The 16341-nt window shown below is 43.6% G+C and carries 18 protein-coding genes; 9 read left to right on the forward strand and 9 right to left on the reverse strand.

Annotation, left to right across the window (positions count from 1 at the left end; translation table 11 throughout):
* Window positions 1-47: 47 nt before the first annotated feature.
* Window positions 48-521: a peptide-methionine (S)-S-oxide reductase gene (locus OO778_RS22065; protein ID WP_053808098.1), complete on the reverse strand. Its 474-nt coding sequence runs from the start codon at window positions 519-521 to the stop codon at window positions 48-50.
* A 193-nt stretch (window positions 522-714) separates the two neighbouring features.
* Here OO778_RS22065 and OO778_RS22070 point away from each other — a divergent pair, with 193 nt between their 5' ends.
* Window positions 715-1104: a VOC family protein gene (locus tag OO778_RS22070; protein WP_264911714.1), complete on the forward strand. Its 390-nt coding sequence runs from the start codon at window positions 715-717 to the stop codon at window positions 1102-1104.
* 91 nt (window positions 1105-1195) lie between these two features.
* Entirely contained in the window at window positions 1196-1936 is a 741-nt protein-coding gene (locus tag OO778_RS22075) for a DNA-binding transcriptional regulator YciT (protein WP_258460293.1), read from the forward strand.
* Between the two features lie 3 nt (window positions 1937-1939).
* Here the strand turns inward: OO778_RS22075 and OO778_RS22080 are convergent, their stop codons facing one another.
* The 3 genes from OO778_RS22080 to OO778_RS22090 are packed head-to-tail and all read right to left on the reverse strand — an operon-like array spanning window position 1940 to window position 3737.
* Complete coding sequence (locus OO778_RS22080; protein WP_074189810.1) at window positions 1940-2296, reverse strand: VOC family protein; 357 nt, start codon at window positions 2294-2296, stop codon at window positions 1940-1942.
* A gap of 29 nt (window positions 2297-2325) precedes the next feature.
* Window positions 2326-2979, reverse strand: a complete 654-nt coding sequence (locus OO778_RS22085) for an isochorismatase family protein (RefSeq protein ID WP_074189811.1) — start codon at window positions 2977-2979, stop codon at window positions 2326-2328.
* A gap of 32 nt (window positions 2980-3011) precedes the next feature.
* Window positions 3012-3737 (reverse strand): NUDIX domain-containing protein, encoded by a 726-nt coding sequence (locus OO778_RS22090; protein ID WP_005373953.1) that lies wholly within the window; start codon window positions 3735-3737, stop codon window positions 3012-3014.
* A gap of 299 nt (window positions 3738-4036) precedes the next feature.
* On the opposite strand from OO778_RS22090, the gene pncB reads away from it, so the two are divergent.
* The 4 genes from pncB (at window position 4037) to OO778_RS22110 (ending at window position 7726) form a co-directional block, all read left to right on the forward strand.
* Window positions 4037-5347, forward strand: coding sequence for a nicotinate phosphoribosyltransferase (pncB, locus tag OO778_RS22095; protein WP_074190011.1), 1311 nt, complete (start codon window positions 4037-4039; stop codon window positions 5345-5347).
* A 336-nt stretch (window positions 5348-5683) separates the two neighbouring features.
* Window positions 5684-6043 (forward strand): hypothetical protein, encoded by a 360-nt coding sequence (locus tag OO778_RS22100; RefSeq protein WP_005373947.1) that lies wholly within the window; start codon window positions 5684-5686, stop codon window positions 6041-6043.
* A 214-nt stretch (window positions 6044-6257) separates the two neighbouring features.
* A complete protein-coding gene (locus tag OO778_RS22105; protein ID WP_053808093.1) occupies window positions 6258-6776 on the forward strand; it encodes a glycine zipper 2TM domain-containing protein in 519 nt (172 codons plus the stop codon).
* A gap of 170 nt (window positions 6777-6946) precedes the next feature.
* Window positions 6947-7726: a methyltransferase domain-containing protein gene (locus OO778_RS22110; RefSeq protein WP_074189812.1), complete on the forward strand. Its 780-nt coding sequence runs from the start codon at window positions 6947-6949 to the stop codon at window positions 7724-7726.
* A gap of 64 nt (window positions 7727-7790) precedes the next feature.
* On the opposite strand, the gene OO778_RS22115 is transcribed toward OO778_RS22110, so the two are convergent.
* Window positions 7791-8687 (reverse strand): DMT family transporter, encoded by an 897-nt coding sequence (locus tag OO778_RS22115; protein ID WP_005392661.1) that lies wholly within the window; start codon window positions 8685-8687, stop codon window positions 7791-7793.
* A gap of 94 nt (window positions 8688-8781) precedes the next feature.
* On the opposite strand from OO778_RS22115, the gene OO778_RS22120 reads away from it, so the two are divergent.
* The 3 genes from OO778_RS22120 (at window position 8782) to OO778_RS22130 (ending at window position 12289) form a co-directional block, all read left to right on the forward strand.
* Window positions 8782-9666: a LysR family transcriptional regulator gene (locus OO778_RS22120; RefSeq protein WP_005392662.1), complete on the forward strand. Its 885-nt coding sequence runs from the start codon at window positions 8782-8784 to the stop codon at window positions 9664-9666.
* A 180-nt stretch (window positions 9667-9846) separates the two neighbouring features.
* On the forward strand, window positions 9847-10461 hold the full coding sequence (locus OO778_RS22125) for an outer membrane beta-barrel protein (RefSeq protein ID WP_005373936.1): 615 nt from the start codon (window positions 9847-9849) through the stop codon (window positions 10459-10461).
* 160 nt (window positions 10462-10621) lie between these two features.
* A complete protein-coding gene (locus OO778_RS22130) occupies window positions 10622-12289 on the forward strand; it encodes an ABC transporter substrate-binding protein (RefSeq protein ID WP_074189813.1) in 1668 nt (555 codons plus the stop codon).
* A gap of 75 nt (window positions 12290-12364) precedes the next feature.
* Here OO778_RS22130 and ompV read toward each other — a convergent pair whose 3' ends face one another.
* The 4 genes from ompV to OO778_RS22150 form a co-directional block, all read right to left on the reverse strand.
* Window positions 12365-13141, reverse strand: a complete 777-nt coding sequence (gene ompV, locus OO778_RS22135; RefSeq protein ID WP_074189814.1) for an outer membrane protein OmpV — start codon at window positions 13139-13141, stop codon at window positions 12365-12367.
* A gap of 218 nt (window positions 13142-13359) precedes the next feature.
* Entirely contained in the window at window positions 13360-13896 is a 537-nt protein-coding gene (locus OO778_RS22140) for a copper resistance protein NlpE (protein WP_074189815.1), read from the reverse strand.
* A 250-nt stretch (window positions 13897-14146) separates the two neighbouring features.
* Window positions 14147-15376 (reverse strand): glycine betaine/L-proline ABC transporter ATP-binding protein, encoded by a 1230-nt coding sequence (locus OO778_RS22145; RefSeq protein ID WP_264911720.1) that lies wholly within the window; start codon window positions 15374-15376, stop codon window positions 14147-14149.
* Complete coding sequence (locus OO778_RS22150) at window positions 15369-16268, reverse strand: proline/glycine betaine ABC transporter permease (RefSeq protein ID WP_046873819.1); 900 nt, start codon at window positions 16266-16268, stop codon at window positions 15369-15371. Before OO778_RS22150 ends, OO778_RS22145 begins: the two co-directional genes overlap by 8 nt.
* Window positions 16269-16341: the final 73 nt, after the last annotated feature.

Raw genomic sequence — 16341 nt, forward strand, 5'->3', positions numbered from 1 at the left:
TGCGCCTCTTAGTTTGAGATAATAGAAACAGCGATAAAGGCTGGCCATTAATTTTTATATTTATGCAGCAAATCTAACGGGATATGGCAGTAGTCATTTGGAAAGCGCGTGAGTCGGTCTTGGTGCTCATCATCACTTGGCACGTAGTTTGTGAGTGGCAGCACTTCTACGGCGATTTTATCGGCATCCGGTCTTGCTGCGATAAACGCTTTAGCAATAGTTAGGTGTTGCTCGTTTTGGCTATAAACACCGGTACGGTACTTTTCACCTACGTCTTCACCTTGCTTGTTAACGCTGTGCGGGTCGATGATCTCAAACAGATACCCCATCAAAGTTTCAACCGAAACCAGCTCAGGGTCGAATTGGGTTTTCACGCATTCTGCGTAACCATCGTATTCGGATTGAGTATTATCCGTCGTGCCATTTGCTCTCCCTGCTTCGGTGCCAATTACGCCCGGAAGGTGGCGCATAAATTCTTGCACGCCCCAAAGGCAGCCGCCTGCGAAGTAAATCTCTTCCATCATTTTATCCTGTAAAACTTTGCGCCATTATGGACATCACTTTCGCTCAAACACAACTCCAACCATAGATTTAATGACTCATCGATGAGCAGTTCGGACATAAAACAGGAACAACTCGATGATGATTTGCTCTCTTTTTTGTGCTGCTTTTCCTCGTTAGATTTAGCGCAGTTAAGAGCTAAGGGGAATCCTAATGAAAATTGAACATATCGCGATTTGGACAGAACGTTTGGAAGAATTAAAAGCCTTCTATGATAAATATTTTAACGCGGTGTCTAACGATAAATACCACAACCCAACTAAGCAGTTTTCGTCTTACTTTCTTTCGTTTGAAAGTGGTGCACGATTGGAGTTGATGTCGATGGAGGGTGTGACCGCTTGTGAAAAATCTCATGCAATGCAGGTAACAGGGTTGGCACACTTTGCCTTCGCCCTAGGATCAGAGCAGGCGGCGGACCAATTAACTAAAACCTTAGTGGATGATGGCTACCAATGGATCGACGGTCCGAGACAAACAGGTGACGGTTACTACGAAAGCTGCATCTTAGATCCGGACGGCAACCGTCTTGAGCTTACGGTGTAACGCGACTTAGCTTATTTCTATCGTTCACAGGCTGCTTTCATATGAAAGTGTTCGGGCGTATACTGCAAGCTCATCAATAAGGAGCGAGCCTGTGAACTCAAGACAAAATGAAATCCTGCAATTAGTTAATGACCGCAAACGCGTTCAAGTGACGGAGCTTTCTGACATCATTGGCGTGTCGGGTGTGACCATCAGGCAGGATTTGAATTTTCTGGAGCAACAGGGCTATCTAAAGCGCGTACACGGCGCAGCTACCGCATTGCAAAGTGATGATATTGATACCCGATTAGAAGTCCGTTTCGATATTAAACAATCACTTGCAAATAAAGCGGCAGACTTGGTCGCGCCAAGTGAGACAGTGCTGATTGAAGGTGGGAGTGCAAATGCATTACTGGCTCGCACTTTAGCTGAACGCGGCGATGTGACCATCATTACCCCATCGGCGTACATCGCCCATCTCATCCGTAACACCTCTGCCAACATCATCTTGCTTGGTGGTGTGTATCAGCATCAAGGTGAGAGCCTCGTTGGCCCGCTCACCAAACTCTGTATTGAGAACATTCACTTCAGCACGGCTTTCTTGGGTATCGACGGATTTCACCAAGACACTGGTTTTACTAGCCGAGACATGATGCGTGCCGACATCGCAGAGGCCATTCTGGCAAAGAATAGACGGAACATCGTACTGACGGACTCCAGTAAGTTTGGACAGATTTATCCTTCTTCAATTGGAAATACCAACGAAATATCGGTGTTGTTAACCGACAAAGCCGCTCCGAAAAGCGACCTTGAGCAAATCAAAAAGCTAGGTGTGGAAGTGGTGTTGGGGTAAGTACTAACGGCTTTCCGACCATACTGCGAATTCATTTCCACTTGGTTCGGTAAAGTGGAATCGGCAGCCGCCGGGAAATTCGAAAATAGGGCGGATAATTTTTCCACCATGCTGCTCAACTTTTATCTGCGTGGCCTGAATATCTGAGCTATAAAACACTAAAAGTGCGCCACCATTTGCGGTTTGGTTTACAAACTCAGATTTGAAGAATCCGCCATCTAACCCTTGTCCTGAAAATGCAGAGTATTCAGGACCATAATCGATAAAGGTCCAGTCAAAGGTACGCTCAAAAAATTGTTTTGTAGCGTTAATATTGGTGGAACCAAATTCAACGTAATTCAATTTTTCATGTTGATGCATAGTGAAATCCTTCTCGGTTACTATCGTCTCTAGGCGAATTTTTCTACGATGATGTCATCCGCTTTTTCGACAAATAATGCGCCTTGATCCTTGAGCTCTGTCAGCACATTTTCAATATTATCAGGCAGCACTGCGCGAGTTGAAGCAAGGTTGACCACCACATTGTAGCCAAGATCCAGTGCTTGCATGACGGATTTCTTTACACAAAAATCTAGCGCGAGACCACCGATCACTAGAGTATCAATCCCGTTGAATTTTAGAAATTCATGTGCGCCTGTCGTTTTAGTATCGGCAATATCATGGAAAAAAATACCGTAAGGGTGCGCGTCAGGATCCATGCCTTTATTAACTTGAAAATCGTAGTCCAACACGGGTGGTAAACCGTCTAGCAGTTCAGAACCTGTTGTGCCAAGCACACAATGGCGGTTCCATTTTATATCCACATTGGGTAGACCGACGGGTTCAAGCATGTTGGCTGGTGTTTCTGCATCCCATTTTGCTTTCGGTGGGTGCAAGTCACGGCTCACCAGTTTTAATAGGCCTTTGGCATGATTACTCAGAAGCTCCGGTACGATTTCCAACGCACCTGCAACGGGTAGTTCATTTGGACATAACTCACTAAAGCCTTTCTCTGGATCAACGTCGATCACTGCTGTAGTTTGATAGTTTACTCGAACAGTCATGGCAGACTCCTTGTCTGTCTGATTGCCTGCGTTTATCCACGCAAACAGTTTTGAAAAAAGGTTACTTCGTCGCTGGTCAGCGTATATACCATTGCGGGTTTTCCACCTTTGCCTTTGTTGGTAGAAGCGACTTTATTGGTGGGTTTTAGTACGCCTGAATCTATCAAGCGGCGCTTAATCGTCATTCGGCTAATATCAATACCAAACTCTTGATAAGCAGAAATGATGTCGGCAACCAAAAACTCTTTGTCTAATGCAAACAAAAGAACCGATGTGTATTCAATGGATGCACGAAGCTTCTGCCACGCTTTTTCAATGGTTTTTTGATGGTCAAACGCGAGGGTCTCTTCTCCATTGAGTATAGCCTGTAGCGAAAACCATTTAAGTTGGCACTCTGGTACACCTGCATTGTTGATTTGCTCTACATTGTTACGATCGACCAAGGCGTAGTGCGTAATGTTTAAGCTCCAGTCTTCTGGATCACGCTTGGGATCGCCGTCGATAAAAGCTTCACTAAAGTGACGAGGGTAAGTATGGATTTTCTCGCGGCAAATTCGGCGACGCGCCGCCTCAAAGTTTTCATCGGCCGGGCGTCCTCCTTCACTGGTTAAGTCTTTATCAAAGACAAATCCGCCCGGTAGTGCCCAGACTCCATGGTATGGCCGATTTGGATTTGAACGTTTAATCAACAACACTTCCAATCCCTTATCGGCACAGCCTGATAGCCTGAATGGAATAATGTCGACAGATACGATCATGGTTGGGTCCTAATATTGATTTGTAAGTAATCTAGCGCATAACAAGTGGTCAATCAATGGGTAAGTAACGAGTTGTGCGAAACGTTTTCGGTAGTGCTTCATAGTACGCCTTGAGTATAAATCTACGAATAAATCTGACTTATTCACAATCTGTGTGCGAATTCTAGACAGAAAAACCTTATAAAAATGAGTGGTTAGTAACAAAAGTTGACAAACTATAGATGGGTGTTTATTGTTTACGCAAATTAGTTAGTAACAAAAAGTTATATACCCAGGAAGGGCGTGTAGAAGGGCACCTAATGACCACCAAACTATTTTCTTCCCGCATCATTCAAAGCGCTTTGGATTTTGATGTCTACAAAGTCAATATGATGAGCGCAGTAACAGCGCTTTACCCTGATGCGATGGTGTCATACAAATTTATTGTGCGTAGCGAGGAAGATCTCTCTGAACTGCTACCAGAGGTAAAAGCAGAAGTTCTTAAACTGCAAGACATTCAATTTACGCAAGAAGAAATCGAATACATCAAGCGTGTCGCGCCTTACCTGAATCCTGACTTTGTTGATGCACTGCGCCATTTCCGTTTCAATCCACAAAGTGATGTCTCTTTCCACAATAAAGCCATGGCTGATGGCTCAAGCCAGTTACGCATTACTATCAATGGTTTGTGGCGAGATACTATTTTGTACGAAACGATCATCATGAGCATCGTGTCTGAAGTTCGTAGCCGTCAGCGTTGGTCAGATATCCCTGTAGCGCAATTTACCACCGTTTTAGAAGAGAAAGTTCGGTACCTAAAATCCGAACTAAAACGTCGTAACATCACTAACTTTAAGTTTTCTGATATGTCGACGCGTCGACGTTTTTCCTTTCAAGCTCAGCGCACCATGCTGGAGTTCTTGTGCCAGGAAGTGCCGGAATGTTTGACAGGAACAAGCAACTACCACTTAGCAAAAGAACTGAATTTGACGCCTATCGGTACCGTTGCTCATGAATGGTTTATGGGCCATCAAGCTCTGGTGAATGTGCGAGATTCGCAAAAAGTGGCTTTGCAACGTTGGCAAAAAATGTTTAACGGTGCACTAGGTATTGCACTGACCGACACGATTGGTATTGATGCCTTCCTTAAAGACTTTGATGAAGAGCTAAGTAATGCGTATTTCGGTGTACGTCACGATAGTGGTTGCCCTTATAGCTGGGGTGAAAAAATGATTGCACACTACCAGTCGCTTAATATAGACCCATTAACAAAAACACTGGTGTTTACCGACGGACTTAACTTCGAACAAGCGTTAGATATTTGCGAGTACTTCCAAGGACGTATTCAGGTGAGTTTTGGTATCGGTACTTTTCTTGCGAACGATATGGGTGATTATGTCAATAAAGAGGGTGAAGCCTACCAGCCACTTTCTATCGTGATCAAAATGGTCACGTGCAATGGTTCACCAGTTGCAAAAATCAGTGACGAACCTGAGAAAGCCATGTGTGAAGATATCTTCTTTTTGATGAACCTCAAGCGCCGCTTCGAGCAACCTCTTGATTTAAATGAGTGTCGTAAACTGATTGATCGTCTAGAAACTGAAGGTCAAAACTATCTCATCGACGCGTAGGCGTTATCCTCCCATCCTTGATAAGCACCCTCTATCGTTACGACAAATTTATATAGACAAACGTAGAGGGTGATTTCGTTATAGTAATATTCAGAAGTAACCAGATACAGCGTAGGAAAGCACTCGAAAATGAGGTTGTTTTTTTTGATGTGCTATGTGCCTATGATTGGTGTAAATCGATACGTTACAGCATCGTGGAGGGTGTATTTTCATCAGACACTAAACTCAGTCTAATCACGTAGTTTATTCCCATGTACCATGAGGTCACTCGGGTATAGACGTCTATCTGCTTTTATGACTTTGGGCTTCGCGTAATTGCTTGAATCAGGAGTCAAAATGAACCTAGTAGTACATTTGCAAAAGAAAGCGATCCGAAAATATGGCTATGAGATGGCAACTCGGCAGGCATGGAAATGTGGCATCAAGGCAAATCTTGTTAAGCGCGTGATCGGCCTTTTTAAAGGACAAATTGTTTGTGTGGTTGAAGGCTGTCGCGCAGAGTTTTCTTCTCCTCTTAATAACCCCCTTCACGAAGATGACAAGCAAGGGCGATATGTGTTTGTTGGCGGTGTATGCTGGGAACCAAACAACATTATTGCTCCTGGCTTTCCTGATTTTATGTTTATGCATGTGCGTAACCTGAGTCACCGTCATAAGTATTTAACCGACGACGAACTGTTTTTAAGCTTGGCTTAAAAATAAGCCTCATAGGTTAATCAAGCCTAATCATAATCAGTAATGATACGGTTTTAGCTCAGTTGACATTCTGTTGAGTGTTTCTTGACGTACCTTTTATAAAACAGTGTTTCTTTACTCGTTAATGACAGAGGGTTTGTTTTCGCCTGATGTGATTTCCTAATTGCGATTTACTATACCGCTCATCAAAGCAAACCATACTGGGATGTAAATCATGAATATGAAATCTATCGCAATTGCAACGGCAGTTGTTGCTGTACTAGCAGGCTGTAAAGACAAAACGCCACCAGCTCCAACCCAAGCAAACATTACTTTGGTTGAAGCGGTGACTGAAACTGTGAAAAATCCACACCAAGTATGTAAAGACGTGGTAGTAACGGAGCAAGTTGCTCCTACGGATGATAATAAAATAATTGGTACGGTCGGCGGCGCAGCAGCTGGCGCGGCATTGGGTAACCAAATCGGTGGCGGCTCAGGTAAAGTGATTGCAACTGCAGCTGGTACGATTGCTGGTGCATTAACGGGTCGTAAGATTCAGGAGAACGTGCAACAAGGCGATGTAGTGACAACGACGAAAAAGCAGTGCCACACAGAATACACAACATCTGAAAAAGTAGTGGGTTACGATGTCACTTATGAAGTTTCAGGTGCGCCAACGACGGTTCGCTTAGAGAGCAAGCCTGCGACAAAAACGTTCCCAATTCAAGATGGCAAAGTTGTTCTTCCGCAATAACTAGCTCCTCAACCGAAGTAATTAACAAGCCCTTTTATCTTTGAGATGAAAGGGCTTTTTCACATAAGCGGTGTTTTCATCTATTTTCCCGCGGGAATGTGCAGCCAGAATTACCAGCTAATTTCAGCGTTCGATACAATCACTTTTCGAAAAGTACGAACGGAAAAAACATGGAAGATTTTTACCTGACCGATCGCGGTTTAGCTGGTTATTTCGAAGCGCAATGGTTCGACAAGTTCATCGAAGATAAGCAGATTGAGACGATAAACAGTCGCTCAAAACAAGTCCCACTCTCTTTTTTGTCATCACCACATTGTTCCCAAGTCGCTGACTTTATTGCGCAGACGGCACTCGAGAGCGGCGTTCAGCCGTGTTCCCTACTTGAGGTTGGGGCGGCGCTGGGAAGAAACTATTATGAGTTAGTGCAACGCTTACCTAGCCTTAAAGAAGCGACGCTGGTTGAGCCTTCAAATAGGTTAATGGATGGTTTTAAGCAGCTTTTAATAGAAGAACAACGGGTCGAGTTAACTTATCTGCACGATGTGAACACCATAAACACGTTAGAAGTAGAGAATAGAGATATCGTGCAAAAATGTGCTCATGTTGATTTGACGCTAATTAATCAGCCTTTTGAGCTCGATACTCTCCAATCTCGCTTTGATTTAGTCGTATGTTTAAATGTGATTGATCAATGTGAGTCGCCACTTAGCGTGATCAACGCTCTAAAAGAAGCCACCAAGGTTGGCGGGCTGATGGTTGTCTCTTGCACTTATCAGTGGAACGCGAAACACATCAAAAATGAAGAAGAAGCGGTCGATGATATAAAAGCGTACTTTGCTGAAGGTTGGCGTTTAGTATCGGAAGCCGATCATGAATATCGCATCCGGTTTAATGATCGTTTTGCAAGGCAGTTTTTATCTCATGTGGTCGCTTACATCAGAATGGATTAGAGCCACAGAAAAAAACCGAGTACTTACGACTCGGTTTTTTTAGTCTTTGAGATAGAGCGCGATTTTAAGTAACGTGCGCCTCTTGTTGCTCTCGCTCTTGTTGAGCTTGCAGCTTTTTCTTGCGACGTTCTCGTTTAGAAAGCCAAACCAGCGGCACAACAATCATTATTGTTCCTATCGCCATAAATATGTCTGGCACTTCTCCAAACCAGATTAATCCCACAAACACGGCACCAATTAAACCACTGTATTCAGCGCTGGCAATTTTGTTGCTATCAATCGAGCGGTAAGCGATCACACATGTTGCCGCATAAATCATGATGAACAAACTTGAGCCAGCAGCGACAGGGAAAGCACTCCAGTCCCAAGGTTCCGCTTCGATCAGAACAAGTAAGAAAGCCACGGGAATACCTGCCAAGTTTGTCATCAATAACGTTTGCATGACAGATTGATTTTTTGGCAGTTTTCGAATGAGCAAGTTATTGATTGCCAGGGTAATAGCCACAACTAAAGCCGAAATCGCTGCCCAGTCGATTTGATCTGGACGAATGATGACCAACACACCAGCAAAGCCCATGATCGCAGCCGCGACCGATTGTTTAGACAGCTGTTCGCCAAAAAATATCGCGGCAAGCGGCAGCATGATTAATGGCGCGGCGTAGAAGATTGCGTTCGCAGTTGCGAGCGGTAAAGATGAAATCGCCAAAACCATAAATATAGCACCAAGCAACCACACGTGAGCGCGGACAGCATGCCATTTAAATCCTTCAAGAAAATGAGTCTTTTTTGTCAGCAAGCAGACAGGCAGTAGGAAAAGCACTGCGGAAATTTGTCGGAAAAAGACAAACTGAAAAATAGGCACTTCATTTCCGACACTTTTAATTAAAGAGTCCGAAAGCACCGCAATGAGATTCCCAACAATTAATAGCAGCATAGCTGCGCCGACCGATGTAACTTTCACTTATTTCCTCTCCTCTTTCTTTGCCAAAGAGTAGGTGATGTCATAGGATGAAGTGAAGTGATATTTATTAGTTTAAGTATGAGATTTTTAGATAATGAAATTGCCACCACTCAGAGCGGTTCACTGTTTTGAATCTGTCGCTCGAAACTCTAGCTTTTCGCTTGCGGCTGAAGAGCTCAATGTGACGCAAAGTGCCGTTAGTCATCAGATACGATTATTGGAAGATTATTTGGGCGAGTCATTATTTATTCGTCAAGGAAGAAAGCTCTCTTTATCGGATACTGGTGCTCGTTATTTAGAGGATATTAGCCCGGCAATTAGCTCTATTGCGATGGCCAGCCAAAAGGTGAGAGAAGGGGACAAAGGCAGCATACGTTTAGCGATTTATAGCTCGCTTGCCGTAAAGTGGCTTATTCCGCGTTTGTCTGATTTTAAGCGGTTACATCCGGAAATCGATCTGACACTCAATATGGTTGTTGGTGATCCTGAGCAGACAGATAGCGTTGGTGATTGCTTTATCACGGTAGAGAAGCCAAAGCGCAACTATATGTCGGTGAAGTTATACGCGGAAACGCTGTATCCGGTATGCAGCCATAAAATTTGGAAAGAGTTACAAGATCAACCCATTCCAGAAGCGCTTTGGCGATATCCTATTTTGTCGACAGATTCTATTTATCGTGAGAGAGGAAAAGACTGGGCAGAGTGGTGCAGAGCGGGTGGTTACACTTTGCCAAAAGATGTCGATGTTCAACATTTTAGTCATATGTTGTTGGCAATTGAGGCTGCACGTTATGACCAAGGCATCGCATTTGCGAATGATTTTATGCTCAATGAAAGAGATAAAGCGCATGATTTGGTGTATATCCCTTCTCATGGATTAGAGACGGGGGACAGCTTTTATTTTATTCATAAAAAGAGCCGAGCCAAGCAGGCGGAAATTATCAAACTCACTAATTGGTTGAAGCAACAGTGCTTGTAAAATGACTAAATTGTCATAATTAAGAAATAAAGTGGCAAAGTTGTGTTTAAATATTTCATGTTTTATTGAGTTTTTATTCATTAACATCAATTTGGTTTTGAAACCGAGTGAAATGGATAGCATGACGTGCTTAAGGATGGGCAAAACACAACCTCAATAATTAACAGGCAGTGAAATACAATGTTTAAAAAAACATGGCTAATGACAGCCCTTCTAGCAACATGTTCTGTTGCAAACGCAGCTCCTTACGTTGGTGCATCGGTAGGTCAAGCATCGTTTGGTGATGTTAATGGCTCTATCAATGGTGGTGGTACTAACGCTAGCACTAAACTTAAACTTGAAGATGACTCAAGCCTTTCAGGCAAAGTATTCGGTGGTTACAAATTCAACGAATACATTTCTCTAGAAGCAGCCATTGGTGGCTACGATGCTTTAGACGGCAAAGTTGTTACTGTTGGTGATATGAAGTATTTATCGATTCAACCAAAAGCGACTCTACCTATTGGTGATCGTTTCAACCTTTTTGCTAAAGCTGGTCTTTCTTACTTCAATGCTGAATTCAAAATTAGCAACTCTGTGATTGACGGTAGCGCAGGCCATACCACCATTTCTGACAGCACTGTGACAGGCATGTACGGTTTAGGCGCAGAGTTCGCTATTACAGAAAACTTTGCTCTACAAGTTGAATGGGAATACATGATGCCTGAGCTAGACATTGCGAAATTTGGTAATGAAAAAGTAACGGTTGATGCTGACATCAACGTGTTCTCTGTAGGTATGAGTTACCGTTTCTAAGAATACTTATTCAAGTTACCTCTTGGCTTAGTACACGTTTTTGACTTCTGTTGGTCGAGCTGAGTCCAAGCTTTGAATATGTTTAGATATAGCACAGGAAGTTTAGTTGCTAAGCGTCCTGTGCTATTTTTTTGCTTTGGAATAACTCTTAGGAATCTTTGTGAACGATGTCAATCTTAGGTATCTGGATCTACTGTTAAAGCACTTTGAACCTCATCAATATCACTTCGTTACGCTGTCTGAGCTTGAAGTGGTAATTTGTACGTCAAGGCGCAATGTTTCTATTGTGATGAAAAAGCTTGCCTCTTACGGTTGGGTAGATTGGAAACCTGCAATTGGCAGAAGTAACGCTAGTCGTCTGAATATTACTATTTCCCTTCAACAAGCGATGACCGAATTTTTGGTTGAGGAGCTTGGTCGGGGAAGAATGAACTCGATAACAAAACTTATCGATTGGTTCGGCCAAAGTGCTGTCAGGGCGCTGACGATTGCCTCTGAAAAAGTGAACCAGTTGAATGAGTCAAATAACGCTATTTTGATCTCCTCTTATCCTTGGGTGTCTAAGGTCGATCCTGCGAACACTTATCGTCATACTGAACTGCATGTGGCGAAAAGTGTTTATGATGTTTTGCTGACTCAAAATTCCAATGGTGGCATTGAGCCTTCGCTAGCACATGAGTGGAAAATGGAAGGCAATGTGATGACGTTATGGTTGAGACCTGGAATATATCGTCACGATGGCGAACTTCTCAGCATACAAGATGTTGTTTGGAGCATAGAAAGACTTAAGGAAATAAAAGGACCAGTACACGAGCTCTGGCAATGTATTGACAGTGTGATTGCCGAAACATCGAGCTGCTTAAAAATTACATTGAAACATCCGAACATGTTTTTTCCATACATGCTAGCCACTCCTCACGCTTCTATTCTTTGTCGAGATGTTGTTTCTTTCGGTTCTGGTTATTCTTACCACATAGGCACCGGACCATTTAAAATCAGTGGTTGGAACCAAGAGAGTATGCTTCTTCAAGCACACAAAGAATATTTTTCAGCACGCGCGTTGTTGGACCAAATTACGCTGTCTCATGGTAATGTTAAGACCTTGAATATGTTGAGTTTTAACCAAACCTCTGATCACGTTGAAGTGGAAAAAATCAGCGCATTTTCATATTTGACCTATCGGCAGCGCGCGGACTCTAATCTCGCAAAAGAAGACTGGCATCAACTCGCCGATTACATCAATGCGCAAAAGAGAATCTATGAGGCGCAAAGTGCCGTTGACAGCATTCAGTTAGCGACTCAAGAGAAAGATTTACTAATAGCAGAGGCTGTTGTGACGCCTAAGCTACAAGGTAAAGTAGCGCTAGCCGAGCCAATCTGGACGATACCAAGTTTAATTCGTCACTCTGAGTGGTTGCACCGAGTGATTCGGGCGACGGGATTAGAGCTAGAGATCGTCATTATTGATGACATTAGTTTTCCTGAAGTCGTATCACATCGAGCGGACTTGCTCCTAATTGAAGAAGTCATGGAAGCGCCGTTTGAGTATGGCGTATTTGAGTGGCTATCGATAGCAACAGGTTTGCGTTTTAGTTTTGATCAAAGCCAGATGTTGATCCATCGAGAAAACCTTCGCGAAGCCATGACAAATGCTCAATCTTTACAATCTCTTTTAGGCGTAGAAAAAGCGTTACGAGAGCAGTACCTTTATTTGCCTTTATTTGTTGGCTATGAAGAGGTGACAAAAACACAGCAAGTGCGCGGTGTTCAGGTGAAAAATACGGGTTATAGCGATTTGCATCGTCTCTGGATCGCTCACTCTAACTAGCATATTTCGATACGGTGAGCATAGAGTATGAATACATAAAGCCATCGCAATGATGGCTTTATGTGGAATGTAGAGTTAGAAGTTGTACGACACACTCGCACCAACAACCCATTGATTTGCACTATCAACAATCGAGGAATCGCTGATACCGCTGCCTAGGCGAGCGTATTGTGTCATTTGGCTCACTTGCCAGTTATCGTTGATTGGCATGACTAGCTTGTAGCCTAAACCATAGCTTACTGTTGAATCACCTTTGTACGCTTTGCGGTTTGCATTTGCTTCGCGTTGTTTTACGCCAAAGTAGTAATCTACGTAGTCTTCACTTTGATAAGTTAGGTTAGCAAAAGGAACAAAATCAACACTACCGAAGTTCATAATGTGGAAGTAAGTCGCGCCCGCTAAGTAACCTTTGTAAGCACCACTGATATCATGTTGAAGGTATGTTGAAATCACATTGTGTTGATCTAACGTAAAGTCAGTGTTCAAACCTAAATCGACAGCAAAGCGACGTTTATCCGTGCCTTTCAGGCTCTTTGCAATATCACCGTCACGCATGACACCACTGCCAACAAGGTAAGCACTCATGTTGATTAATTCATTGGTGTTACCGAAGAAGCGGTAGTTAATGCCACTTAGATCGGCGTTAAAGTCGTCACCATGGTAACCGCCATTTAGAATTGGAGCTGTATTGTATTTTTGATCTTTGAAAAGATCGCTGCCATGAGCCACTCCGACTTCCGCGTTCCAGCCACCTTCATTGTTGTAGATGTTACCGTTACGAATATAAGTATCACCAGCAACCGCTGAACCAGCAGCAGTCAGAGTTAGTAGTGCAATTAATGTCTTTTTCATCATTTTTCCGAGTTGTTCTGATTTGTTTTGAACACTGTACAAAATGAAGTTGTAAGCCTCTATCAGCAAAGCGTATGGAAATGTAATGAACCATCAGGATAAGAAGCGGAATGTAAGATCAGAGGAGGAAGATAAGAAAGGCAACCGCCGTCGATGGAAAGAAAAATCCGAGCTGGGGTAGCTCGGATTTAGATTATTTATCAGGTATCGATACGAACTTATTGTTGTTTCGTTAAGTTGTATAACGGTGCTAGGTCACCTGTTACTTTTTCGCCATTCATGTCTAGCTTCATAAGTACATTTTCACCAACAAAGTATTGGTTTGGCGCATCTTCGTTTGTCAACGTTACGATGCTGCCGTTTGCATCCCAAGTGAATTGGCCTTCAGACTTTGACTGACCGTCTTGTTTGTCTTGGTAGCTTTCTTCAAGTACGTAAGTGCCATCTTGATTTAGTGTGATGGTCATGTCGATACCTGAACAATCCGCACATGGAAGCGTACCTTTGTATGTGCCGTTCCAGTCCAGGGCATTTTGTGCGTTATGCTCAGAGTCTACAAATGTTTCTTCAGTGATGACTTGTTCTTCTGCTACTGGCAGCGTGTCAATTGTCTCTGTAGTAACTTCTGCGCTAGTAGTGACTTCAGTTTCCGTCGCTTGAGGTACTTCAACTGCGCTTGTTTCGGCAGGTTTCTCATCTTGACAGCCTGCAAGAATGATTACCGCGCCTGTTAGTGCCAACATTGTTTTTTTCATTTTATCCCTCTTTAAATCAAGATTTTGTATGAGAGTAATAGTAGACATTTATCAGGTATTTGCGTCATCAAAAAGCAATAGAATGATCTATCTATGTCAATAAAACCGAATATGAGCGTGAAATTGTCAGGAAAATCAGAACAATGTAAATGTTGATTGGGATATCAAGCTTGAGTCTACAAATAAATATCTAGAGGGGCAGAGATAGTGAAAACAGCCCACATTGCTGTGAGCTGTTTTATTAAATCAGTTAAGAGGCCTTATCGATGTTTGAACGTGAGGTGCTTCGTTTTGTGCTGTCTTCATCAGCGAATAAACCAGCAACAGTACGACGCTCTAATTCACCTTTCAAATGGCCATGCTCATCGACAACGGGCAGTGAGTATTCGCACGACATGGTTTCAGTCAATATTTGCTCAATGGCTGAATGGGGAGAGATGATAGGCACTTCTTCATAGATATCATCATCCCAGCTTGGGGTTTGAGTTAACTTCGTCGCGTCTAGTAACCCTTGTTGCGTTATCACGCCTTGATAGCCTGCATCGGTCACATGATAAGCATAATCACGTTTAACACGTTTCATCTCACTGAGCGCTTCTTCAATGGTTTTAGCGGCAATGCGATATGAAGGTGGCTGCATCACAGTCTCAACCGTCAATGCTCGCGCTCTATTGACGTCTTTTACAAAGGCTTCAACGTACTCATCGGCAGGATGCAGCAATATTTCGTCTGGTGAACCTTGTTGGACAAGCTCACCGTCTTTAAGGATCGCAATGCGATCGCCAAGGCGCAATGCTTCATCTAAGTCGTGAGTAATAAAAACAATCGTTTTGTGTAACTGCTGTTGCAGTTCTATTAACTGATCCTGCATTTCGCTCCGAATCAGAGGGTCCAACGCTGAAAATGCCTCGTCCATTAACAATATTTCGGCGTTGGTTGCCAATGCTCGCGCGAGGCCTACGCGTTGCTGCTGACCACCTGATAGCTGAGCTGGGTATTGGTTCTCATAACCCGTTAATCCAACGGTATCCAACCATTCGTTTGCTTTTGATAAGCGCGCTTCTTTACTTATTCCTTGAATTTCCAAACCGTAAGCGATGTTGTCGATAACAGTGCGATGGGGCAATAAGCCAAAACGTTGAAACACCATCGACATCTTATGACGACGAAACTGCTCTAACTCCTTGTTAGAAAGCTGCATGACATCTACCCCTTCCACCAAAATCTGTCCCATGGTTGGATCGATTAGGCGATTGAAGTGGCGAATCATGGTGGACTTTCCTGAACCGGATAAACCCATGATGACGAAAATCTCGCCCTTTTTAATTTGGAGGTTGATGTCTTTTAGCCCGACCGTGTGGCCCGTTTCCGCCAACACGTGTTCTTTACTATGTCCCAACTTGACGCGCTCAATCACGCTGTTGGGTTTGGGGCCGAAGATTTTATACAGACCGCTGATTTCGATAAGTGGACTAGTCATGCTTTAAATCTCCTAGATGGGCTTGAGTGCGTTTCGCATACGCTTGTGAAGCGCGGTCGAAAAGAATCGCTAGAGCGACAATGGCTAGACCATTTAAAAGACCAAGAGTGAAATATTGATTGGTAATCGACTTAAGAACGGGCTGGCCCAAACCTTTTACCCCAATCATCGATGCGATGACGACCATCGACAGTGCCATCATGATCGTTTGGTTGATTCCTGCCATGATGGTTGGCATTGCGAGCGGAAGTTGGACCCCAAAAAGTCGCTGTTTACTGCTGGCTCCAAATGCAGTTGCTGCTTCCAACACTTCTTTATCCACCAAACGAATACCCAAATTAGTTAAACGAATAACAGGTGGAATCGCGTAGATTACTACTGCGATGAGGCCAGGAATTTTGCCGATCCCGAGTAACATAACAACTGGGATGAGGTACACAAATGCCGGCATGGTCTGCATGACGTCGAGTAATGGTGTCACAACTGACTGAATACGATTAGAGCGCGCCATAGCGATGCCGATTGGGATCCCGAGTGTGATTGCCAGCATGGTACACACCGTGATAATACTGAGCGTGCGCATTGTGTCTTCCCACATGCCGAAGTAGCCAATCAGGATAAGTGAGCCAAAACATGCGATAGCCAGTTTCCAAGAGCGACTAGCGGCATAAACGAGGGCGGTGCAGACGCCTAAAACAACGACCCAAGGCGTTGAAATAAGCAGTTTTTCAAACCAGACAAGAAATGAAAGGAGCGGATCAAAGAGAGACTCGATAAGTTCACCATATTCACGAGAGAAATCTCGGTAGGCGCCATCGAGTGTTTTGCGAATCGCTCTAAGATCAGAGCGATCCATTTCTGGGAATTCGCTGAGCCAATTCGAGTCAGACATATTTACTTCCTTTTCTGATATATCTAGGTGCCCTCAAGAGATGTGATTCAGCAAGAATGGCTGGGATCGTAGA

Origin of the sequence: Vibrio sp. STUT-A16, assembly GCF_026000495.1 — a bacterium.
Lineage (GTDB): Bacteria > Pseudomonadota > Gammaproteobacteria > Enterobacterales > Vibrionaceae > Vibrio > Vibrio diabolicus.

Excerpts from the sequence above, each read along its gene's own strand:
- ompV (WP_074189814.1), bottom strand. The coding sequence starts at position 13,141 with ATGAAAAAGACATTAATTGCACTACTAACTCTGACTGCTGCTGGTTCA.
- OO778_RS22065 (WP_053808098.1), bottom strand. The coding sequence starts at position 521 with ATGGAAGAGATTTACTTCGCAGGCGGCTGCCTTTGGGGCGTGCAAGAA.
- OO778_RS22080 (WP_074189810.1), bottom strand. The coding sequence starts at position 2,296 with ATGCATCAACATGAAAAATTGAATTACGTTGAATTTGGTTCCACCAAT.
- OO778_RS22120 (WP_005392662.1), top strand. The coding sequence starts at position 8,782 with ATGAAATTGCCACCACTCAGAGCGGTTCACTGTTTTGAATCTGTCGCT.
- OO778_RS22145 (WP_264911720.1), bottom strand. The coding sequence starts at position 15,376 with ATGACTAGTCCACTTATCGAAATCAGCGGTCTGTATAAAATCTTCGGC.
- OO778_RS22100 (WP_005373947.1), top strand. The coding sequence starts at position 5,684 with ATGAACCTAGTAGTACATTTGCAAAAGAAAGCGATCCGAAAATATGGC.
- pncB (WP_074190011.1), top strand. The coding sequence starts at position 4,037 with ATGACCACCAAACTATTTTCTTCCCGCATCATTCAAAGCGCTTTGGAT.
- OO778_RS22070 (WP_264911714.1), top strand. The coding sequence starts at position 715 with ATGAAAATTGAACATATCGCGATTTGGACAGAACGTTTGGAAGAATTA.
- OO778_RS22085 (WP_074189811.1), bottom strand. The coding sequence starts at position 2,979 with ATGACTGTTCGAGTAAACTATCAAACTACAGCAGTGATCGACGTTGAT.
- OO778_RS22105 (WP_053808093.1), top strand. The coding sequence starts at position 6,258 with ATGAATATGAAATCTATCGCAATTGCAACGGCAGTTGTTGCTGTACTA.
- OO778_RS22125 (WP_005373936.1), top strand. The coding sequence starts at position 9,847 with ATGTTTAAAAAAACATGGCTAATGACAGCCCTTCTAGCAACATGTTCT.
- OO778_RS22140 (WP_074189815.1), bottom strand. The coding sequence starts at position 13,896 with ATGAAAAAAACAATGTTGGCACTAACAGGCGCGGTAATCATTCTTGCA.
- OO778_RS22110 (WP_074189812.1), top strand. The coding sequence starts at position 6,947 with ATGGAAGATTTTTACCTGACCGATCGCGGTTTAGCTGGTTATTTCGAA.
- OO778_RS22090 (WP_005373953.1), bottom strand. The coding sequence starts at position 3,737 with ATGATCGTATCTGTCGACATTATTCCATTCAGGCTATCAGGCTGTGCC.
- OO778_RS22150 (WP_046873819.1), bottom strand. The coding sequence starts at position 16,268 with ATGTCTGACTCGAATTGGCTCAGCGAATTCCCAGAAATGGATCGCTCT.